This window comes from Bacillus lumedeiriae (assembly GCF_044891285.1).
GTDB lineage: Bacteria > Bacillota > Bacilli > Bacillales > Domibacillaceae > Pseudobacillus > Pseudobacillus lumedeiriae.
In genome coordinates this window covers 1-23,072 of sequence record NZ_JAUIYO010000024.1, presented here as the reverse complement: position 1 = coordinate 23,072, position 23,072 = coordinate 1, and the positions used below count along the sequence as shown (strand labels likewise).

At 36.8% G+C, this 23,072-nt stretch carries 20 protein-coding genes and 1 pseudogene; 20 read left to right on the top strand and 1 reads right to left on the bottom strand.

Features of this window, described 5'->3' with window-relative positions; translation table 11 throughout:
- Positions 1-252 precede the first annotated feature (252 nt).
- From QYG89_RS16405 to QYG89_RS16370, 8 genes are all read left to right on the top strand, one after another.
- Positions 253-2,895, top strand: a complete 2,643-nt coding sequence (locus QYG89_RS16405) for a class I SAM-dependent DNA methyltransferase (protein WP_404319212.1) — start codon at positions 253-255, stop codon at positions 2,893-2,895.
- 9 nt (positions 2,896-2,904) lie between these two features.
- A complete protein-coding gene (locus QYG89_RS16400) occupies positions 2,905-4,830 on the top strand; it encodes a DEAD/DEAH box helicase (protein ID WP_404319210.1) in 1,926 nt (641 codons plus the stop codon).
- Positions 4,820-5,965 (top strand): GIY-YIG nuclease family protein, encoded by a 1,146-nt coding sequence (locus QYG89_RS16395; RefSeq protein WP_404319213.1) that lies wholly within the window; start codon positions 4,820-4,822, stop codon positions 5,963-5,965. The genes QYG89_RS16400 and QYG89_RS16395 overlap by 11 nt, the downstream gene beginning before the upstream one ends.
- A 794-nt stretch (positions 5,966-6,759) precedes the next feature.
- Positions 6,760-7,362 (top strand): helix-turn-helix domain-containing protein, encoded by a 603-nt coding sequence (locus QYG89_RS16390; protein WP_404319208.1) that lies wholly within the window; start codon positions 6,760-6,762, stop codon positions 7,360-7,362.
- Positions 7,355-8,122 carry a S16 family serine protease gene (locus tag QYG89_RS16385; RefSeq protein WP_404319207.1) on the top strand — a complete coding sequence of 256 codons (768 nt, stop codon included), beginning with the start codon at positions 7,355-7,357 and terminating at the stop codon, positions 8,120-8,122. Before QYG89_RS16390 ends, QYG89_RS16385 begins: the two co-directional genes overlap by 8 nt.
- Before the next feature lie 29 nt (positions 8,123-8,151).
- The gene (locus QYG89_RS16380; RefSeq protein ID WP_404319205.1) at positions 8,152-9,441 is read left to right on the top strand and encodes a PIN domain-containing protein; all 1,290 of its coding nucleotides are present in this window, start codon (positions 8,152-8,154) and stop codon (positions 9,439-9,441) included.
- An 18-nt stretch (positions 9,442-9,459) separates the two neighbouring features.
- Complete coding sequence (locus QYG89_RS16375; RefSeq protein WP_404319203.1) at positions 9,460-10,035, top strand: hypothetical protein; 576 nt, start codon at positions 9,460-9,462, stop codon at positions 10,033-10,035.
- 12 nt (positions 10,036-10,047) lie between these two features.
- Positions 10,048-10,209, top strand: coding sequence for a hypothetical protein (locus QYG89_RS16370; RefSeq protein WP_404319201.1), 162 nt, complete (start codon positions 10,048-10,050; stop codon positions 10,207-10,209).
- Between the two features lie 142 nt (positions 10,210-10,351).
- On the opposite strand, the gene QYG89_RS16365 is transcribed toward QYG89_RS16370, so the two are convergent.
- Positions 10,352-10,576, bottom strand: a complete 225-nt coding sequence (locus tag QYG89_RS16365; RefSeq protein ID WP_404319199.1) for a hypothetical protein — start codon at positions 10,574-10,576, stop codon at positions 10,352-10,354.
- A gap of 135 nt (positions 10,577-10,711) precedes the next feature.
- Between QYG89_RS16365 and QYG89_RS16360 the strand changes: the two genes are divergently transcribed.
- From QYG89_RS16360 to QYG89_RS16305, 12 genes and pseudogenes are all read left to right on the top strand, one after another.
- A complete protein-coding gene (locus QYG89_RS16360; RefSeq protein ID WP_404319197.1) occupies positions 10,712-11,437 on the top strand; it encodes a VCBS repeat-containing protein in 726 nt (241 codons plus the stop codon).
- 206 nt (positions 11,438-11,643) lie between these two features.
- Positions 11,644-12,456 carry a cupin domain-containing protein gene (locus tag QYG89_RS16355; RefSeq protein WP_404319195.1) on the top strand — a complete coding sequence of 271 codons (813 nt, stop codon included), beginning with the start codon at positions 11,644-11,646 and terminating at the stop codon, positions 12,454-12,456.
- A gap of 217 nt (positions 12,457-12,673) precedes the next feature.
- The gene (locus tag QYG89_RS16350; RefSeq protein ID WP_404319192.1) at positions 12,674-13,687 is read left to right on the top strand and encodes an ABC transporter substrate-binding protein; all 1,014 of its coding nucleotides are present in this window, start codon (positions 12,674-12,676) and stop codon (positions 13,685-13,687) included.
- A gap of 126 nt (positions 13,688-13,813) precedes the next feature.
- Positions 13,814-14,830 carry a FecCD family ABC transporter permease gene (locus tag QYG89_RS16345; RefSeq protein ID WP_404319191.1) on the top strand — a complete coding sequence of 339 codons (1,017 nt, stop codon included), beginning with the start codon at positions 13,814-13,816 and terminating at the stop codon, positions 14,828-14,830.
- Positions 14,823-15,863 carry a FecCD family ABC transporter permease gene (locus QYG89_RS16340; protein WP_404319189.1) on the top strand — a complete coding sequence of 347 codons (1,041 nt, stop codon included), beginning with the start codon at positions 14,823-14,825 and terminating at the stop codon, positions 15,861-15,863. Before QYG89_RS16345 ends, QYG89_RS16340 begins: the two co-directional genes overlap by 8 nt.
- Before the next feature lie 40 nt (positions 15,864-15,903).
- Positions 15,904-16,734 carry an ABC transporter ATP-binding protein gene (locus tag QYG89_RS16335; protein WP_404319188.1) on the top strand — a complete coding sequence of 277 codons (831 nt, stop codon included), beginning with the start codon at positions 15,904-15,906 and terminating at the stop codon, positions 16,732-16,734.
- 63 nt (positions 16,735-16,797) lie between these two features.
- Positions 16,798-17,541, top strand: coding sequence for an IucA/IucC family C-terminal-domain containing protein (locus tag QYG89_RS16330; protein ID WP_404319186.1), 744 nt, complete (start codon positions 16,798-16,800; stop codon positions 17,539-17,541).
- Positions 17,542-17,886: 345 nt separating this feature from the next.
- Positions 17,887-18,675, top strand: a complete 789-nt coding sequence (locus QYG89_RS16325) for a helix-turn-helix domain-containing protein (protein WP_404319183.1) — start codon at positions 17,887-17,889, stop codon at positions 18,673-18,675.
- Between the two features lie 256 nt (positions 18,676-18,931).
- Positions 18,932-20,170: an LL-diaminopimelate aminotransferase gene (locus tag QYG89_RS16320; RefSeq protein ID WP_404319182.1), complete on the top strand. Its 1,239-nt coding sequence runs from the start codon at positions 18,932-18,934 to the stop codon at positions 20,168-20,170.
- A gap of 13 nt (positions 20,171-20,183) precedes the next feature.
- Positions 20,184-21,044 (top strand): diaminopimelate epimerase, encoded by an 861-nt coding sequence (dapF, locus tag QYG89_RS16315; RefSeq protein ID WP_404319180.1) that lies wholly within the window; start codon positions 20,184-20,186, stop codon positions 21,042-21,044.
- Between the two features lie 384 nt (positions 21,045-21,428).
- A complete protein-coding gene (locus QYG89_RS16310; RefSeq protein ID WP_404319177.1) occupies positions 21,429-22,484 on the top strand; it encodes a hypothetical protein in 1,056 nt (351 codons plus the stop codon).
- A 52-nt stretch (positions 22,485-22,536) separates the two neighbouring features.
- Positions 22,537-23,072, top strand: a pseudogene (locus QYG89_RS16305) (hypothetical protein); the annotation flags it as partial.

The following is a 23,072-nucleotide window of genomic DNA, read 5'->3' as shown; positions in this document are numbered from 1 at the left end:
GTTATAATCAAAATAATAATTTTGACAATAAATAAAGAATGGGTAGTTGTTTTGATATATTCGATTTTATTCTAACAATAGAATGTGTAAAGTAACGAAGCCATTGAGGATACTGGAGCAACGGTGCACTATGTCCAAAAAGGGAATTTTGCAAGAGAGTATAGCCACAATCGTAAAGATTGTGGTTAAGGTTTAGTTTTAGTGATAAAAAAATTAAGAGGGCTGAAAAGTATTTATCGGAGGAAAAATGAAATGGCGATTATTGATTTAGAAGATAAAATTGTTGAAATAGTGAATCAGGAAGATCATTCTGATTTCTTGTATGAATTACTCGATGTTTATGATATTCCACGAGCTACAATTACACGTTTAAAAAACGGAAATCAGAACCTTACGAAGCGAGCTGGTGAAGTTCATCTAAAGAATAAGGTGTGGTTTAAGGAAGCTAAGAAAGGTAAGCTTTTTGAAGGATTTGTTGAAGTAGAACAACAGGTTGAAGCTCTTTCAGCTAAGCCACGTTACCTATTGGTTACTGACTTTGATGGAATATTAGCGAAAGACACAAAGACACTGGGGGCTATAGATATTAAGTTTGAGGAACTACCTCAACATTTCGATTTTTTCCTTGGTTGGAAAGGAATTGAAAAAGTCGACTTTGAAAAAGAAAACCCAGCAGATATTAAAGCAGCTGAACGTTTTGCCCGCCTATATGATGTACTTCGCAAAGAAAACAAAATCACTGACAATAATAAAGGGTTAGATCTATTTCTTATTCGTTTGCTGTTCTGTTTATTTGCAGAAGATACCGATATTTTTATTCGCAAAAGTTTTTCAAATGCAATTAAGACATTGACTGAAGGAGATGGATCAGATCTAAATAAATTTTTTACTGACTTGTTTGGTGTGTTGGATAAGACTGAAAGAGATGATGTTCCATTTTATCTAAAAGAATTTCCTTATGTAAACGGACAGTTGTTTACGGAACCACACGAAGATTTAAATTTTTCAACAAAATCTAGAAAACTAATCCTTGAGTGTGGTGAATTGTTAAACTGGGCGAAAATTAATCCAGACATCTTTGGTTCAATGATTCAAGCTGTGGCATCGGAAGAAAGCCGCAGTCATTTAGGTATGCATTATACAAGTGTTCCAAACATCATGAAAGTAATTAAACCATTGTTCTTAGACGACTTGTATGAAGAATTTGAAAAGGCGTATAACAGCATGGATAAACTGAACCTGCTTTATGAGAGAATTGGGAAAATCAAATTTTTTGATCCAGCGTGTGGTTCAGGAAACTTCTTAATTATTACCTATAAGGAACTAAGGCGGCTAGAAATCAAGATCCTGTTAAGACAGAGAGAATTGTCAGAATATATCATGTATCTCCCTTCAGTGACACTTGATCAATTTTATGGAATTGAGATTGACGATTTTGCACACGATGTTGCGAAGTTATCGCTTTGGATTGCTGAACATCAAATGAATATGGAGCTAGAAGAAATCTTTAATGATAAGGTTCGTGCTACTCTCCCGCTTCAATCCGCTGGTGAAATACTCTGTGCTAATGCATTACATGTGGACTGGAATGAAGTTTGTCCACATAGTAAAGATGAAGAAGTATATTTATTTGGTAATCCTCCATATTTAGGTGCAAAGCGACAGAATATGAAACACAAGCAAGATTTAGAATCGATATTTTCAGATATAAAAAACTATAAAATGCTGGATTATATTTCAGGGTGGTTTTTCTTGGGGAGTAAATACATTTCTAAATCTAAAGCCCAACTTGCATTTGTATCTACTAATAGTATTTCTCAAGGTGAACAAGTTTCAATATTATGGCCTTCGCTATTTGAACATGGGGTTGAAATCTCTTTTGCACATACATCGTTTAAGTGGAATAACAATGCAAAAAATAATGCTGGGGTTATAGTTGTTGTTATTGGATTAAATGCAAGAGATATTATCAATAAACAGAAAAGCCTCTTTTTAGAGGATTCAGTTCAATTGGTTGATAACATAACACCATATCTAACTCAAGGTTCAAATGTCTTAGTGTACTCCGCTAAAGATTCTATAAGTAATTTACCTAAGCTAACTTTTGGAAGTATGCCTAATGATGGTGGAAATTTACTTCTGACAAGAGAGGAATATCCTGAATTTCTTTTGAAAAATCCAGGTGCAGAAAAATATATACGAAAATTTGTTGGTTCAGATGAATTCATTAATGGAGACTATAGGTATTGTATATGGATAGAGCCTAATGAGGTAGCTGAAGCAATAAAATATCCTTCAATTAAGCAAAGGGTTGAAAAAGTTAGAGATACAAGACTTAATAGTAAGCGTGCATCAACAAAAAAATTAGCTGAGAAACCTTATTCTTTTGGTGAAGTTAGACACAAAGACTTAACTGCTATTGTTGTTCCATCCCATTCTTCTGAAAATAGATCCTATATTCCCATGGGATTAGCTAATGCAGATATTATTTTATCAAACGCAAATTTTGTGATTTATGGGGCTGATATTTATCTTCTAGGCATTTTGCTTTCACGAATGCATATGGCTTGGGTAAAAGCGGTGGCTGGTAGAATAAAAAGTGATTATAGATACACTGCTGGGTTATGTTACAACACATTTCCTGTTCCTGAATTATCTACACGGAGAAAAAATGAAATTGAAGAAGCCACTTTTGAAATTCTTGACCTTCGTGAAGAGCTGGGCGGTACATTAGCAGACCTATATAATTCTGAAAGAATGCCAGCAGATTTAAAGCTAGCCCATGAAAAATTAGATGGAATAGTAGATAGAGTATACCGTCAAAAAGTTTTTGAATCCGATAAGGAACGTTTAGAAATATTGCTTAAAATGTATCAAGAAATGAGAGAACGGTAAGGTGGCAGCATGGAAAATATAGTTGAAATTAATTACAACCAAACTGGAAAAAGCAAAAAAACAAATAAATACGGTATGCGTGAAATGCAAGCACGAGCGTTCGAGAAACGTGATTCACAATACCTATTAGTCAAAGCACCGCCAGCGTCAGGTAAATCTCGGGCGTTAATGTTTATCGGCTTAGATAAGCTCATTAATCAAGGTTTGAAGAAAGTGATTGTAGCTGTACCTGAACGGTCCATCGGGTCTTCTTTTAAAAATACTGATTTGAAGAGTCATGGTTTCTTTGCAGATTGGAATGTTGATGCTAGAAATAACTTAACGAGTGCCGGTGGAGATAGTTCAAAAGTTAATGCTTTTGTTCGTTTCATGGAATCTGACGACAAAGTGTTGATTTGTACCCATGCCACATTACGATTTGCGTTCGAAAAAATAGACGATAAAGCATTTGATAACTGTTTGCTTGCGATTGATGAATTTCATCATGTTTCGGCAGATAATAATTCTCGATTAGGGGAATTGCTTCGTAGTATCATTCGCAATTCATCAGTGCACATTGTCGCGATGACTGGCTCATATTTTCGTGGGGATTCTGTGCCGATTCTTTTACCCGAAGATGAGGAATTGTTCAATAAGGTTACCTATTCGTACTATGAACAGCTTGATGGATATGAGTATCTAAAAGGCTTTGGGATTGGATATCATTTCTATCAAGAAAAGTACACATCAGCGATTGATGAGGTCTTGGATACGAATCTGAAGACAATCGTTCATATACCAAATGTTAATTCAGGCGAATCGACAAAGGATAAATACGATGAAGTGAATCAGATTCTTGATTTGATAGGTGAAGTAGATTACCAAGATGAAGAGACTGGAATCATCTATGTTAAGCGACATACTGACGGGAAAATATTGAAGATTGCCGATTTGGTAGATGATCAAGCTGGACGAGAAAAAGTCGTAGAGTATTTACGCAATGTTAAGGAGCTAGATGACTTAGATATAATCATTGCTCTAGGTATGGCGAAAGAGGGCTTCGATTGGCCATTCTGTGAACATACTTTAACAGTAGGTTATCGTGGCTCACTTACAGAAATTGTGCAAATTATTGGGCGTTGTACTAGAGATAGTTATAACAAAACCTATGCTCAATTTACCAACCTCATTGCACAACCTGACGCAAAGGATGAAGTAGTAACGTATACGGTAAATACAATGCTTAAAGCCATTTCTGCTTCCCTCTTAATGGAACAGGTCCTTACACCTGATTTTAAATTTAAGAGAAGAAGAAATGATAGCGATAAATCTTCTACAACTGGAGAATTGTTCGTTAAGGGATTAAAAGAGCCGTCAACAGAGAATGTAAAAAAGATTATCGAAAATGATATTAATGATTTAAAAGCAAAAATCATGCAAGATTCGCAAGTCCAAAAAACGTTTACTGGAGAAGTGGATCCAAAAGTTTTGAATAAAGTGTTGATTCCTAAAGTAATTCAAAAAGTTTATCCGAATTTATCAGATGAAGAAATTGAGGAAGTAAGGCAGCATGTTGTATTAGATACTGTAATGAAAGGTGCAAAATCGGAAGTCGTAGGAAGTAAAGAATTTATTCGTATGGCGGATAAGTTCGTAAACATTGAGGAATTAGACATTAATCTTATTGATTCTATAAATCCATTCCAAAAAGCGTTCGAGGTTATATCAAAAGAGTTGAACTCGCCAGTTTTGAAACTGATTCAGGAATCTATTGATGCAAAACGTATTTCATTTGATGAAGATGAATTAGTCTTCATTTGGCCAAAGGTTGAAGAGTTCTTCCAAACAAAAGGAAGACGACCTGATCCAAAATCCGATGACCCGATAGAAAGACGAATGGGTGAAGCTGTTATTTACATGCAAGAGTTAAGGAGAAAACGTGGAAATGGCAAATAGATACCATTCAATTGATGAAATTTTTAACAGTTCGCTGTTTGATGAAATCCTAACAACTCCTAAAAAAGCTCCGAGAGTTCAGTATGATCTAGAAGTTGAGAAGTTTTTAGAGATTGTTGATTTTGTTAAAGAAAATGGACGTGAACCATATAAAATTCCTACTGATTTAACCGAAAGAAGTCTTGCTAGTAGATTAAATGGAATTCGAAAAGACCCTGACCGTATGGAGCATCTGAAAAAGTATGATGAAATTGGGTTACTGAAAATGCAGCAAAAGGAAGTTGACATTCCAAAAATCTCTTCTATAGATGATATCCTAAACAGCGGTTCATCGGAATTGCTGGGAGATAGTAAATTAGAAGATTCAGTTACATCGATTTTCGATACAAGCTCGCTTCAAAAGGTGACCACTATGCCTGAATACGTTGCAAAGCGGAAAAAGTTGAAGGACTTTGCGAAATATGAGGAACTATTCAAGAAGTGTCATAGAGAACTTACAGAGGGTAAACGAAAAATTGTACCTTTCAAAAATGAACAGGATATCGAACCAAATAGTTTCTATGTATTAAAGGGAGTACTCCTTTATGTAGAAAATGTGGGAGAACGTAAAAAGATAAAGAATAAAACTAATGCACGACTTCGGTGTATTTTTGAAAATGGAACGGAATCTGATATGTTACTCCGTTCATTATCTGCTGAACTTTATAAGCACGGAAGGCGAGTAACCGACAATGTAGAGACATTATTGGATAATGTTAGAGAGGATGATGTTTCTACAGGTTTTATCTACGTGCTAAAATCATTAAGTACCGATCCGCAAATTAGATCCATTAAGAATTTATACAAGATTGGTTTTACTACAGGTTCGGTAGAAAAAAGGATAAGGAATGCAGAGAATGAATCAACTTACCTCTATGCTCCGGTTGAGATCGTAACCACTTATCAAGTGTTCAATATGAACGGAAGCAAATTTGAAACGACAATTCATCACTTACTAGCTAATAATAATTTGGATGTTTCTATTCTAGGACCAAACGGAAAAATGTTAGTTCCTAAAGAATGGTTTGTTGTTACGCTTGAAGAATTGCAAGAAGTAATTGATGAGATTGTGATGATGGTTAATCTATACGACTAAAAAACGGCTAAACCTTGATATAAAAGGGTTTAGCCTATACCGTGTTTCTCGATATTAATTGGTGAAATGAAAGAACTCACATTTACCTAGATTAGCTTTTTTGTGTGCAGATTTGTGTGCTATCTGTTTTTGCAATACTTAAACGTATTTAGTTGAAACATGTTAAAACGTTAATTTAAAGGCTTTTTTTAATCCTATTATCTTCTGTTATATCACAAAATGAATGGGCGGCATGATGTAATAAGTGCCTCCAACCCTGTTTGTTAGTAAGATGAGAGTGAAATACTAACATCAAGGAATATAAGGGAAGCTTCTCAAAAGTTCACTGAACTTTTGGGAGGCTTCTTTTTTTCATTTCTTGAGTTATGTGGAGGTACATATGTGATTATCCGAACGGCTGGGTCTGTCCATCGTTTGTTGCCAAATCTGCGGGAAGTGGCATGTGTATGTCTTAAAGAATGCGGTGCTAATGTTTTATTTAATCCTGCAATCGTAAGCAGCCTCGCCATCCTGTTTTGACCGGTTTTAATGACAATAGGATAGCTGTATTGCTGCTCGTTTTTTTTATAAAGAGTAATCATCACCTAGTCTTTCCATTATTTTACCTGAGCTTTTTATGATTCCTCAAAAGGAAAATACCCCTAGTATTGAGACAGAAGAACTAGCTGCATATAGGAAAAACGACTGTTTTTTCCTTGTTAAATTTATCACAAATTGTTAATATAAAGAAAATAAAATCAACTGTTCCTGATATCGTACCAACTTTGTCACAATCAAATTTTGGGAGAGAGATTATGTTGGAAGCATTTCAAGTGTATACTCATTCTTTATCGAGGCTTTGGCCAGTAAGACTTTTTGCAAAAGAAGCAGAAGGGGATGGATTTGTCGAGTTGCATCGTTTAGATGCTGCTGCGGATGCTATCTTGTTGAATCTAGGTGTTTATGTATATGAGATCGTAGATAGTGGAATTGAAATAGATGTAAGGAAGCTGCGATTCATAAAAATTAAAAATTTAATCTCAATACAAGGTCCAATACGATATAAAGAGTCAAACCAACTTGCTATCACCGATATTTTATCTCTATCGGAGGCGACAAAACTTTGGGGACTCAAAGATAGCAGCACCTTGAGGAAGGCTATGGATAGGGACAAGTTTTTTGAATCGGAAATGAGAAAAGCAGATAATATTTGGTTGATTACTTATCCTGCCATGCAACGTGTTTTTGATGCAAGAACTTTAACTGAAATGAAAGACGAGAAATATCCAGCGATTCTTATTAAAGAAGGTGAGAGAGAAGGTGAATGGGGAATCGAAGAAAATGATAAAGTATCCCCTAAATATGAGTCTCCATTTAAGAAATATAGAAAAATAGATGGAGGGGATACGAATGGATGATCAATTATTTACTAGAAAATTTGTCGTGAAGACGGTGCCTCTAGTTATAGTCATTGGATGTTTACTTTATATTTTGTTTTATAGCGTTAACTACTATTTTAAAATTCCGGAAAATTCCATTATATACACCCAGGGTTACACACTCCCAATAACAAAGGATGTTGAGACAAAAGAAGATACGAATCTGTATAAAGTAACAGCCTTGATGATCCCAGTTTTCAATAGAACAGATTTTCTAAAAGTGATGTGGGAAAATAGAAAGGTTTACCAAGCATACTCTTGGAAGAGTTACGATTCTACTAAAGAAGCTATGATAGCATCGTTAAATGTAAAGATAGATTCGAATAATGCTCAACTTGAAAAGTATAATGTGTTCGAAGAATATGCTTACACTAACTATGGGGAGGAAGAGGCAGAAAAATTCCTCTTGCCAATCAAAATCGGGACAGAAACAACAGGAAACTCTGATTCACTAGCAATTATACTTGCACTGATTGGAGTCCATGAAGAGAAAAAATGGGTTCATTCAAATAAAAAAATAGTGATAACAGGAAATATAGATGAAAACGGAAATGTATTACCTGTTGGAACTATTGATCTTAAAGCTCTCGCAGCAGCAGATGATAAGGCGGATGTATTTATCGTCCCAAAAGAACAGTTTGATGAGGCTTTTAAGTTTATAGGAAAAAAACCTAGAATGAAAGTGATTCCAGTTACAAATGTCATTGAAACGATTGAATGGTTAGATGCTAATATCTAATTTCTAAAATAATAAAGGAGGCGGAGCCTTTGGAACAGATTGAAACAATTAGTCTTTTTTTAAAATGGGGGATAGCCATATTACTTGTCTTATCTATATTTTCTTTGAAAAAAGGCCGTCAATTGGCTAGAAGATATAAACATCGAAAGAATCAATTTAAAAAGGGAAATCATAGACTGACAACTTCTAAAAATAGGTTTAAATTTTCAGAAGGAAGTATTTTTCGTGCTGCAAAGGTTTTTAGTAGAAAGTCCAATTGCTATTTTGCATTTGATACAGATGTACTTCTTGAACACCCTTACGTTACTACGGTGATCACAAATAAAACGAAAATTACGATACTCATTAGCCAACAGGTTCGTTATGAACTTGATAAAATAAAGGACAGCGCTTCTGAACTTAGTCAAAATGCTAGAATTGCTTTAAAAAATATTGCTAACTTACATAGGGAGAATAAAGTAGAAATTGTTCCTGTAAACAAGGAGTTTGTAAGGAGTAATGGACTTAGAACAAACGTAAAAGATGATTTGATAATAGGGTCATATCTTCAGCGGTTAGAAGAAAAAATGAACATCATCTTTATCACAAATGATAATAACGCCAGAACAACTGCCAGAACAACATCATTAACTCCTCTTGAACTAGATTGGGAAGAAAAATCCAAAAAAGTGAAAGAAGTTGCATTTCGTCCCGGCTATACATATAAATTAATATCGCTTGGCTTATTTTCACTTGCAATCGGCTTTGTATTTGGACTTTTTTATATCGAAGAGGAAGTTAGAGTTAGTGCCACTTCTCAAATTAAGGTACAAAATATTGATGAAGTCACGTTCAAAGAAGATCAACCAATGTATATCAATTCGGAATATCCATATGTCATCAAGAACGAATACGATGAGTATTTTCAGGGGAAAAAAGCAGGAGAGTGGGGCGCTATTGCGATTGTTGATACTTTTTATGATGAGGGAAGCAGGCTATTCCCTCCAAGCTACAGTGTAGTGTTAGGCTCTTGGATTCCTGAAGAAATGGAAGAAAAAGAGAATAAATTGAAATACGTCCTCGTTAAAGAGAATGGAGAAGAGATTGAACAGGAATATCACAATTTAATGAAATATAACAAAGAAAATGGAATTAATTTAAAAAGCATCGACACGAGTGTGAAATTTGACGGGGTAAACAGTTATGAGGTTATTGGATTTTATTTGTCTAAAGATGTAGACGTAAAGAGCTTGAAAGGTACAAGTTTGAAACTTGTTCATAAGGTAACAAAAGAAGTTATTCAAACAGTTCCTCTCAAGATTATGAAAAAGTCGTCATAGACAAAAGGAGGAAAAGAGATGTCATTTTTAAATTGGGTAAGCCTTCTATTATATATCTTAATACCGAGTGCTGTTACATTCGGAATCATATTTGGTTTATGGAGATTGATTGATTTTTTAGTAATCAGCTTTAAACGCTTTACTAGAAAAATGGATGGAATGGAGGAATTATCTGACGAACATAACAGACCTAGAAGTAATAAAATAAACACACAATCTCGTCCATTTCCGAAAAAACGTTCAGTAAAAAGGGAAATGTATGATGAATTCGATACATATATGGAAAAGGTTGATGAATGGGAAATTCTTGCTGACAAGATGGAGAAACAAGAAAAACAGGAAATCCATCAAATGTTCAACAAACTTGGAATAAAGGAATTTGATAAATGGTATATCCCAAAAGCAAATAAGTCGAAAAAGGGGGAAGTATTAACAATTAAAGGTGATAAAAATATCGATGACCTTCTAAACGAAAATGAACGTTCTCTTACAAGCCAATTCATTTCAGCAGAAATAAAAGAATCGTTAATAGATCAGCGAACATCATTGTTACAGATGAAAAAAAGTGATATTAAGGCGGTTCATAGGGTTTAAAGAAGTCGTGTTATGCATAAAAGTAAAACGGGTCTTGAAGAAAACTTAATAAAAATTAAGGATAATGATTTTTCAACTGCTGTTCTTCAAATTAGAGAGGTAGATTCTAAAGAAATAGCTGCTGTTATTTTCCTCATTTGGAGAAGCAGTCATGTAAATCATTTATATCAATAGCAAAAACCACTTCCTATAAAATGCAGGGAGTGGTTTTTGGTTTGTTAACATTCGCTTATCAAGCTTTTTTGGATGACAGACGTTTCAAGAATACGACCAAGACGACTATCAAAAATGATGAAAGGCTTGTAGGGTGTTCTCATTAATATAGTAGTTGTTGACCGGGACAAGGCGGAAATCCATGTATGTCTTGAATCGTATACAAATCATATTGCATTAAGGCGAATTGTGTTTGATATAGGTATTCCATAACAAGAAGCTTTCCATCAGAGACCCCGCATAAAACCCCTGCCGTTCCTGTTCCGTCTGCGAACGAGACTCCAATAGGCTGATTGATGAAGTACGGAATTTTCTGTTGCCAAGACATAGCTGACACTCCTTCCACTCTATTGTATACCCCATAGAGTTTTAAGTGCCTGTCTGAATTTAGCAAGTATGAACAAGTGCCCCGTTTAGTGCATAGGGTATTGTAATAATTAAATTTATCCAGGGAGTCTAATATATGAATAGATATTATTTCAATCCAAACATGAGAATTTCTGGTGTAGTTGCTTCAGCGACTGGTGATGTAAATGGTGACTTGATCCCCGATATTGTATACGTGACCGGTTACAGAGAAACAGATGTTTCCATTATACAAAATATGACCCTCGGAATCCGAGATGGAGCGACAGGAGTTTCCATTAGTATTCCCCTGAAGAAAAATATGGGATATAGTCCTATGCTGTTTTTGGGGGATTTTACCGGAGACGGGATCAATGATATTTTAATTACCATCCCTACAGGCGGCAGTGGCGGAACGACAAATAACTATATTTATTCTTTTGTTAATAATGAACCACGTTTGTTGTTTGACTCTGATGCGTTTAACCAAGCGTATCAATATGATGTTACTTACAAAGATAATTACAAGGTTGAAGTAGTGAGTAAAAGAAATAATACAAGATATCTGATCGATTTATCACTAAGAGGGTCTGATTATTTAAATGAAATATATGATGTGAATGGTAAATTGAAGACGCCTATCAGTGGGTGGGTTGATCCTATAAGCGGATTATACCCAATTGATTTTGCATTTGATGGTGTGTATAACCTCATTGCTTATCAACAGATTGCTGGAACATACCATGCAGATACTTTAGGCACTATTCAAAATAGGTTAAAATGGAATGGCTATATGTTTATATTGGACTATCAGGATTTAGCCATTTATGGTTCTCAAGGATAGACTGCTTTCAATTCAATAAATATAGGGATGAAGAGTACTGAAAACTCTTTTTTATCGTGAATTTTTATTGGTTGAGAATATTCTTTAACGAAACCCGCTAATAGATCGTCAATGTATAAAAGTTAAGTCAATTCGAATGGGAGTACAGTTTCTTCGCATAGCGCATAGGACAATTTTATAAAATATGAAGGGATTGGGAGAGATAAATGTATTATGTTCCTTATATGTATCAATACCCTTATTATGTGAATGCGCCAATGTATAACTATGGAAGGCCGTCTGTTTACAGGAATTATCCTAACGAAATAGGGCAGAGAAACCCATTTGATTCTTTCCGTTCTTCTAAGGGCCATAAAGATATTGAATTAACAGATTATGGTCCAAAACCGTTTGTTATTGATATTAATAAAGCAACGAAGCAAAACAATACGTATCGTACGGCTTTATGGACAGGACAACATTTACAAGTTACTTTAATGAGTCTCAATGCTGGCGAAGATATTGGTTTGGAAATGCATCCTGATGTGGATCAATTCTTACGTATTGAACAAGGTCAGGGGATTGTTCAAATGGGCAAGAGTAAGGATCATTTAAACTTTAAGAGAAATGTCTCTGATGATTCCGCGATCATGCTGCCGGCCGGAACGTGGCACAATCTAACCAATACGGGTAATATTCCGCTAAAACTTTACTCGATATATGCTCCTCCTAACCATCCGTTTGGTACTGTCCATGTGACCAAAGCGGATGCAATGGCTGCGGAAGAAGGGCATGGTAATGGAAATACCGTTGTTTTCGGCAAGACTCCAGATGAATGGATCCGGTACACAGAATTTTTGGTGAAAGAAGGATTAGAGGATGTTAAAAGAGGAATCAATGCTACGCACATTCTTCAAGAATTTATTCTAATGGGGGTTCTTGTAGGGAAAGGGTATTCTCCTGAAACAGCATATAAAACAGTAGAAGAATGGGAACGTACAGGAGAGTCCAAACTTCTTCAGCAGAGCAAGAACATGTAGATCTGGATTCAACCCTCCTTTCTTCTTTAGGGAGAAGGGAATAGGTATAAAAACACCGACAAAAAACGAATATCGTTTTAGTCGGTGTTTAATTTTATTTACCGTTTATTCATTGCATTGTTGGCTTGACAATGATAATCGTTTTCATTTAAAATATCAATTAGGATATGATAATAATTATCATTATCAATATAGGGAGATTGCAGGAGGGAATTACATGTTAGCAAGTACATATTCATTTAGGGAGAAAAAATCATTTTCTTTTCTTGGCATTATTTTAACCTTTATCATGCTTTTAGTTGGCTGTGGAAATGAATCTTCACAAGAGGCATCCAGTTCCAATGAAAGTAAAGGTACAGAACAGACAGAAGCAACAGAAAATGTTCGTGAGATCAAACATGCCATGGGAACAACAAAGATTGAAGGGACGCCGAAGAGAATTGTTACGTTGTATCAAGGAGCAAGTGATGCGGCGGCGGCTTTTGGAGTTAAGCCGGTAGGTGCAGTAGAATCTTGGCTGCAGCAACCGGTATATGATTATCTAAAAAGTGATTTAGAAGGTGTACAAATCGTAGGAGATGAAACACAGCCGAACTTAGAGGAGATTGCTAAATTAAAACCAGATTTAATTATCGCTTCAAAGCTGCGTCATGAAGAAATCTATGATCAATTAACAGCTATTGCGCCAACCGTTGCACATGAGACAGTTTTTGAGTTTAAAGGTACTGTAGAATTGATGGGCAAAGCAATGAATCAAGAAGAAAAAGCAAATGAGATCCTTTCAGCTTGGGATAATCGTGTTGCTGATTTCCAAAGCAAAATTAAAGAAAAATTAGGCGATCAGTGGCCGTTACATGTTTCTGTTTTAAACTTTAGAGCTGACCATGCGCGAGTGTATGTTACAGGTTTTGCGGGATCGATCCTAAACGAGCTTGGCTTTGAAGGGCCAAAAAACTTACAGGATCCATCGTTAGATGTAGTCAAGTTTACTGATAAAGAAAGCATCTCTGACATGAATGCGGATGTATTTTATATCTTTATGGAAGATGATCCCGCTGTTAAGAAAACGTATGATGAGTGGACAAATCATCCATTATGGAAAAATCTTGATGCTGTAAAAGCAAACCAAGTTTACACAGTTGATGAAATCATCTGGAATATGGGCGGCGGAATTAAAGCGGCTAACCTGATGTTAGATGATATCTATGACAGATTTGAGTTAGAAAAATAGATATGGAATGCAGAGATAGGAGGAGGAAATCATTTTTCTCCTATTTTTGTTTATGTTCCAGGAGTATACAGTGGGCCAACGAAATACTTTTAGTATGTAGTACATAGTATCGAAAGAAGGAATTATATGGGGAATTTATTTTCACGTCTACAATATAAAGCGGTTGGTTTATTCATTTGTTTTTTAGTATTTATTATATCTTTTATATTAAGTATTGCGCTTGGTAAAACATCAATTCCGTTACAGACAGTAGTGGATGCTTTCTTTTATTTCGATGAAACTATTACAGAACATGTCGTTATTACAACGTCACGGTTGACTAGAGCTGTTATTGCAACTGTAATCGGTGCTAATCTTGCATTAGCAGGGGCTCTAATGCAAGCGTTGACAAGAAATCCGTTGGCAGCTCCAGATATTTTTGGAATTAATGCCGGGGCTTTATTTTTTATTGTTTTTGCCATCACTTTTTTTTCAGTTGATTCTTTAACAAGTTACATGTGGATTGCATTTCTCGGGGCAGGGGTTGCAGGTGTGTTAGTCTATTTTTTAGGCTCATTAGGAAGGGATGGGTTATCTCCTATTAAAATTGTATTATCGGGTGCAGCGATAACGGCTCTCTTCGTTTCCTTTACACAAGGCTTATTGGTTATTGATGAACAGAAAATACAAAGTATATTGTTTTGGCTGGCAGGTTCTGTTGCCGGACGGAGTATGGATATGTTGTTACCTGTATTGCCATTTATGGTTGGTGCGGGTCTTCTTACATTATTTTTGGCGAGGCCCATTAATATTCTTATGTCAGGTGAGGATGTCGCTAAAAGCTTAGGTCAAAGAACGGTCTTTATTAAAGGAATGATAGGTGTTGCTGTAATTATTCTAGCGGGTGGATCAGTAGCAGTAGCTGGTTCTATTGGTTTTATTGGCTTAATTGTACCTCATATGGTTAGGGGGCTTGTTGGTTCAGATTATCGCTGGATCATCCCTTTTAGTGCTTTAATTGGAGCGAGCCTCTTGCTATTGGCAGATGTAGCAGCAAGATTGGTCATTATGCCTCAAGAAATGCCCATAGGTATTATGACAGCTTTAATGGGTACTCCATTTTTCATTTATATTGCACGGAGAGGGCTGTCGAAAAATGAATAACTTCCTATCATTTAGAAATAAATCAGGCACTGTATCTTTTCAGGCAGCCAAAAAAACATTGATGATTTTTCTGCTGCTAAGTTTCATTTCCATCCTACTTTTTATACTCAGTCTATCGATCGGAAGCAGTTTTATTAGTCCTCAAGCAGTTGTCAAGTATTTATTCGGGTATGGCAGCGGCGAATATGATTTTATTCTAAATACATTGAGGCTGCCAAGAGTGTTGCTTGCTTTTATGGTGGGAGCTGCACTTGCCGTATCAGGATTAATCTTACAATCCATTATTAGAAATCCCCTTGCTTCTCCAGATATTATCGGGGTAACAGCTGGGGCTTCAGTAGGAGCCATTATATTTATCGTCTTTTTTATGGGAACGGTAAGTTTAAAATTTCTTCCTTTTACGGCGATTTTTGGGGCAACAGTTGTAGCGGCGGTGATTTATTTATTAGCATGGAATAAGGGAGTGACACCTATCCGTCTAGTACTGATTGGCATCGGTGTCGCAGCAGCAATGAAAGCAATCGTCATGCTGATGATTGTCCTTAGTGATACGGCTGTAACGACGAAGGCTTACCTTTGGTTGACAGGCAGTTTGTATGGGACTAATTTGCAGGATGTTTATTCCATGCTGCCTTGGATGGTTATCTTCATTCCATTTTCTCTTGTATTAGCTAGGACGGTTAGTGTAAAGGAATTGGGTGACGATGTTGCTGCGGGACTTGGTGTAAAAGTACAAACTCAACGTTTTCTTCTCATTTTTATTAGTGTAGCACTAGCAGGTTCTTCAGTAGCTTTTGCAGGTGGAATCGAATTTGTCGGATTAATTGCACCACATATTGCTAGAATGCTCATTGGACGTTCATTTGCTGGCTTAGTACCTATTTCTGCATTAATCGGCGGGATTATCGTTGTGTTGGCAGATATTGTTGGAAGGACAGCATTTTTACCACTTGACATACCTGCTGGTGTATTTACAGCGGGCATTGGAGCGCCATTTTTTATTTATTTATTATATAGAAATCGAAATATATAAATGATATTGTATGTGATTTTACAATAAAGGAGTTGAGACCATGAGTGTATTAGAAACAAGCTCTCTTACGCTGGGTTATAGTGACACTATTATTATAGAAGATCTAGATCTGAAAATTCCTACTGGAGAAATCACCGTATTCGTTGGAGCTAACGGGTGTGGAAAATCTACTTTATTACGTTCACTTGCACGTCTTCTAAAACCAAAATCAGGTCATGTATTACTAGGGGGAGACGTGGTAGGAAATTTATCTACAAAAGAGGTAGCTAAACGTCTTGCTATTTTACCACAGGGACCGATTGCTCCAGAAGGACTTACGGTTTTACAGCTTGTTAAACAAGGAAGGTACCCACATCAAAGCTGGTTAAAGCAATGGTCTAGTGAAGATGAAAAAATCGTGAATCAAGCTCTTAAAGCTACGAAAATGGAGGAACTTTCTAACAGGTCTGTTGATTCCTTATCTGGTGGACAACGGCAAAGAGCATGGATTGCGATGACGTTAGCGCAGAAAACGGATATTATTTTGCTAGATGAACCCACAACCTATTTAGATATGACCCATCAAATCGAAATTCTAGACCTTTTATTTGAGCTAAATGAATTAGAAAACAGAACCGTGGTTATGGTTTTGCATGATTTGAATCTAGCGTGCCGTTATGCCCATCATATTATAGCTGTACGTGATAAAAAGGTATATTCACAAGGAAGACCAGAAGAAGTAATAACTTCGGATATGGTCAGAGATGTTTTTCAAATGAATTGTGATATTATACAAGATCCGTTATTTGGGACTCCTTTATGTATTCCACACGGTAAAGGCAGGCGGGTTAGTATAAATGAAGAGTATAAGGAAATGATTTCATTATCATAAACACAGCATCAACGCATTACATTTACTGATTAAAAATTGAAATTCATTTTAAGGATGATAAAAATGCACAGTATGATTTTGAATGAACTGAAGGCTTTCGGTATATATCTAGAACACGACAGTGTGATGGAGATAGAACTAACAGATTTGTTAAATGAGGAAACATGTCTATCGTTTCTACAAACACAAATGACGGAGATAAAAGCACCGAATTTATCAGTCACAGCTTCAATGTTTTCTAAAAGATATGCTTATCTCGTTGTGTCGTCCACTTTATATTGTATGTTAGAATTCAACTGTGTCCTTAACTTTCCAGTAAATGCATGCACATTAAGTAAAGAACGTAAATTATATATTCAAGAAGATATATGCAAATGGCAAGAAGTAAAAAGTATGACGAGGGAGCACTGGTGTGAAAACGTGCTCCGTCACCTTTTTTCTTCTCATATTACGCCGATTTTAGACATGTTGAAAACGACAACTCGTGTTTCATCGGCAATTTTGTGGGAAAACGTAGCCGTTCGAATTAACTCCATTTATAAGAAAACATTAGCGAAAGAACTAAATCCAGATAAAATTGAAAGGTTAAATAGCGATTTCAATTTCCTGAAAAATGCTAGTGGAGAATTGTTTAATTTAAAAGAAAATCCGATTAAACCTTATTTGAAAATAGGAGAAGAACTTAAAGTGACTCCATATCGGAGAACGTGCTGTATGTACCATAAATTAATGAAGGATCCTGAAGGAATTGGTTATTGTGGCAACTGCCCAATTAAAAATAAGCAGACAAAATCGGGAAATGATTAAAACGAAGGATGAGCATCTTTCATTCCAGTGATGATATTGACAGTTTATTACGATGTTCGTTGGCAAATGATCAATCGGTTGGGAGAAAGCGCTCAACATGAAAAATGGATCGTATTAAAAGAAGAGTGCATAGTGTTAGGGTATTTCATGTTATTAACTTTACCACTGGCATTATTTTTAAATAGAAGAAAATTAGATGTGGATGTTAAAAATGGCAGATACTAAAGAAGGGGGGGCTGCTCCCCCACTTCCCGCGAGGAGCATTTTTGGTGTGTCTCATTTGCGTAAACCTTCAAATTCGGAATAAACTAAAATAGGTCATTATTGTTATAGAGGGGGAGTCAGATGCTCTATATAAATCCAGATCAGTTTATTCTGAAACCATCATTTGCGACTATTTATTGTGAACCGAACTGGAAGTGGAGAAAGCGCGATCAACCGATGCCGAATTATGATTTATTTTATATATGGAATGGTGAAGGCACCGTCATATTAAACGGAAAGTCCTACCAGGTGGAAAAAGGACACTGTTTTCTTTTTAAACCTGGCGATCTCATAACCGCTGCACACAAACCCCAGAGACCTCTTAAATTAACCTATATTCACTTTGATGTAACTGAAGTACCTCGATTCGTCCCTCCATCCCATCGAATCATTGATAATACGATCCATTTTGAATCGTTGTTAACCCAATATGTGCGTTTGTTTTTAGTGAAAACCTTTGGTGCGGATATTGAGGCAAAGTTAATATTGAAACAATTGATGATTCATTTATTGAGAGAAGAACAAGAAAAGGAAAAGCTAATGGAGGATACAAGCCATCATTTATTAGAAACGATTCGAGAAACTGCTAATTATATTCAGCAGCATCCTGGGAAACCGCATACGATTGAAAGCTTAGCCACGCGTGCAAATCTTTCTCAGCGTTATTTTTCCGAGAAGTTTAAACAGATTATTGGGCAGACCGTTAAATCATATATCGTTTATACAAGGATCAAAAGAGCAGAGCATTTATTACATTCTTCAGGAATGACAGTGACAGAAGCTGCTTATGCTCTTGGTTATAATGATCCCCATTTCTTTAGCAGACAGTTTAAAAAATACACAGGGAAAAATCCATCAGACGTTCGTTAATCAAGTTTATTTTAATATTTTGGGAGTACTTAAGAGAACGCTTAGACGCGAACTTTGAAGTGCTCCTTTTTTATTGTAACGACGGGGGAGGATCAATCACGCAGAAATGGCTGCCTGCAACTGCTTATGGACCAGCTTTTCTGCTCTTATATACATAAAAGTGCAAATGTTTATTTATTTGATCTAAATAAATTTAACCTTCTGAATGTTAGTATTGGCAATAAGAAAATGGCTTGATCGTTTGGGAGGAATAGAGATGAAAGCTGACTATATACAACAGCTATTTGCGGAAAGAATAGGCGGATCGCAATTTGGCTTAACAGAGAAAATCTATAAATTTGAAAAAATTAAAAGAGCAAAAAGAGAAGCTCTGCTTGCAAATCCTCATATGGAATTGATTGATCTAGGTGTTGGTGAGCCTGACTGGATGGCAGATCAATCGGTTGTCAAAGGGTTAGCAAAGGAGGCTGGCAAACTAGAAAATCGTTTTTATGCAGATAATGGAATACCTGAGTTTAAGAAAGCAGCAGCAGCTTATATGAAAGAGGTATTTGCTGTTGATGATCTTGATCCGGAGACGGAGATAAACCATGTAATTGGTTCTAAGTCCGCTCTAGCGATGATTCCAACAGCCTTTATAAACCCGGGAGATATTACGATTATGCCCACCCCTAATTATCCTATTTTAGGAACTCATACAAAGTATCTAGGAGGAGAAGTTGTTCATCTGCCGCTGCTTGCAGAAAATTCATTTCTTCCAAAGTTAGATTCATTGAGTGAAGATGTTTTAAAACGGGCAAAGCTTCTCTACTTGAATTATCCGAATAACCCAACAGGGGCTGTAGCGAACCGCGAATTTTTTGAGGAAGTCGTCCAGTTTGCGAAGAAAAACGAATTGATTGTTATACATGATGCTGCTTATGCTGCACTTGTTTTTGACAATGAAAGCCCGCTGAGTTTCTTATCTGTTCCGGGTGCAAAAGAGGTTGGTATAGAGCTGCATTCATTATCAAAATCTTTCAATATGACAGGCTGGCGCATTGGATTTGCCGCTGGCAATGCTAAGCTCATTACTGCCATTGCGACGGTGAAGGATAATTATGATTCTGGTCAATTTATCCCTATACAAAAAGCTGCTGCTTATGCACTATTACATCCAGAAATAACAGAACAGACGGCAGATAAATATTCACGACGGCACGATCTTCTATCAAAAATATTGTGTGATTGCGGATTTGATGCGAAAAAGCCAAAAGGGTCCTTCTTCTTATACACGAGGATTCCAAAAGCGGTAGAGAACGGCCCGAAATTTCAGTCGGCAGAGGAGTTTAGCCAGTACTTAATTAAGGAGCATTTAATCTCCACTGTTCCATGGGATGATGTCGGCGCATATGTCCGTTTTTCTGTTACATTTCAAGCTGATGGAAGAGAGGAAGAACAGCAAGTATTGCAGGAAATCAAAGCAAGACTTAGCACTTCCCATTTTATTTTTTAAGGAGAGAAGAAACGTGTTATTTACTAAAATGCATGGACTAGGAAATGCTTACGTCATTTTTAATCAATTAGCCGGTGACATTGAGAATCAAGACTTTCCTCAGCTTTCTAGAGCCATCTCGGATGTAAACTTCGGAATTGGCGCTGATGGTATCATCCTTATCTGCCCATCAAAAAAAGCTGATTTTCAAATGAGAATTTTTAATGAAGATGGATCAGAGGCACAGAATTGTGGAAATGGCTTGCGATGTGTGGCTAAGTTTCTCATTGATCACAAGTATGCAACAGCCCCTAATTTTACGATTGAAACATTAGGCGGTGTAGTAAGTGTAGAGGTGGAAGTAAAAGAAGAACAAGACGTGGAGTATGTTACGGTAGACATGGGGGAGCCAAAACTCCTAAAAGGAATGCTTCCGATGGAAGGAGATCCATCTGCTGCAACAATCAATGAACCCCATTCTTTTCGTGGAAATGTGTATGACCTCACTTGCCTGTCGATGGGAAATCCCCATGCGATTATATTTGTCGAAGATGCAAAAAAATTTCCTTTAGAAAAAGTTGGACCCATCATTGAACATTCTAGACTGTTTCCAGAGAGGGTGAACGTAGGAATCGTTCAAGTGAAAAGTCGTCAAGAGATAGATTATCGAGTGTGGGAGAGAGGATCCGGAATCACGATGGCTTGCGGAACAGGGGCTTGTGCAGCAGTTGTCGCTGCTACATTAAATGACTTGCTCGATAAATTTCAACCAGTCACTGTCCATCTACCTGGAGGAGATTTGACGATAAGATGGGATGAACATGGTCATGTGTGGAAAAAGGGAACAGCTGCTTATATATGTCACGGTGAGTGGGGGATGGATCATATAAGATAATCAGGGAGGAAATTTAAAGGAACAGAGAAACGGCAAGGAATACACCGTCCGATATATTCGGACGGTGTTTATAGTGTTTCTTTTTATCTAATCATTCTTATACAGAGGTACATAAGGGTTCAAGATTATTTTTGTTCTGGTCCCCGTGTAGGAAGCCGCTGATGCTTGTCCCATTTTTTATCCAACTTTTAGGTAACAATGCCCTTACTTTCAAGTGTGCGAAGGACATGGACTAGTACTATGTAGCGGGAGAATTCAATAGAATAACAGGTTGGTAGTGAAAAGGAACGATTTTCCTTTTTTCGTATTGAAAAGTCGACAAAAATCGAGCATCATATATTTATTAATATAAGGTACATGATTTTGGATTTGGAAGGAGGTGAAATGATGCACCTTCAGCGATTCATTTCAAGTTGTTTAATGATAGGGGCAGCTTTATTTTTGCCGACGGCTGTACTTGCCAATCAAGCAGATTCTTCTGCAAAACAGCCCGTCGCAAATGAGGCAGCAGCCAATTTATCTGCTGTCGCTCAACAATCAGTCAATGGTAAGGAAAGTGAAGCTTCTCGAACACAAGTTAAAGGGAATGAAAATAAAGATTCTCGAAAACTAATCAGTGGCAGGGAGAATAAAGCTGCTGATGTTCAAGTAAAAGTTGAGAAAAAAATCATTGAGAAAAAAGAACCTGCTGTTCCACATTCCGTTAAGCCGAATGTTGTTAAACCTGCTCAATTGACGAGAACTTTGCCGGAGCAAGCAAGCAATCGAGCGAAACAGGTTGTACAAGCTGTTGATAAAAAGGGTAAACAGACTAGTGGAGAACATGTTCCTGAAAAGGCTGCGGGCAACAGAGGAGAAAAGAGGGAACTAACCGAGAAAGGAAATCAATCTGTTCATGAAAAACAGCCTGCTCAACAGGGGGATTCGATGAACAGTGATGAACCGATTCAACCGGTTATAACTGAAAAACCTTCTGAACAGATTCCGCAAAGCATTGGACCTGAAGAAAAAACAAAAGATCAGGTTGTACAAGCCGAACAGCCTGTTAATCCAGCCAAGGGTGAGTCGATTCATAAAGTTAAAGAAATATCTGATGATAAAGTCAAAGATCAGCCTATAGTAAACAAGAAAAGTAATATCCAACCCGTATTTGTTTTCGGTGAATCAGAAAAGGGTGTCCCTTCATCTGGAAGAGATAAAGGTATTCCGCATGAAAAACAAGCGTTCACGCCGGCACAATCTCATCATTCAGGAGGAGCGTCTAAGGATCGGAAAAAAGAGGGAAATGGCCCTCTGAATTATACAGATAAATGGTTGGATTGGAAGTATGATTGGGCGCTGGAAATCAATCAATTTTATATATGGCGAATCAAAGAATTTAGCAATCAATGGACGAATGCACCCCCATCACAGCCTCCAAAATTGTTCCTTTTTTCTTAATATACAAAATCAAAACAGTTGATAAGTAAAAGAAAAAAGGAGCGAATAAAAAATGAAAAAACGTATGACAGGAAATAAAATGGTTAAATCGATCGTGTTAGCAGGAGTACTTTCAGTTGGTGTTTTAGCGGGAGGGCAAGTCAGTGAAGCGGCTCAAAACGATAAAAATCTGGACCATGCAAAAGGAAGTGCTGTTAACGCACAAGCAAGTGTCCATGCATCCCTGACAGCTAAAGATCACGCCGCTTCTCATTCTGCTGTACAAGTAAAAGCGGAAGTTAAAGAAGTAAAGGTGAATAAAGGGCAAGCGCGAGCAGTAGAACCAAAAGCTGAAGTAAAAGAAAATAAATCAGCGGTAAACAAAGCTGCTTCTCAAGCGAGTGTTCATGCGAGCGAGACAGCTAAAGCAAAAGCTTCAGCACACTCAGCCGTAGTAACTAAACCAGAAGCACCTGCAGAGGAAACACCGGATGCAGTAACTGAAGAAAAAGCTGTTGAAGTAAAAGAAAATAAATCAGCGGCAAACAAAGCTGCTTCTCAAGCAAGTGTTCATGCGAGCAAGACAGCTAAAGCAAAAGCTTCAGCACA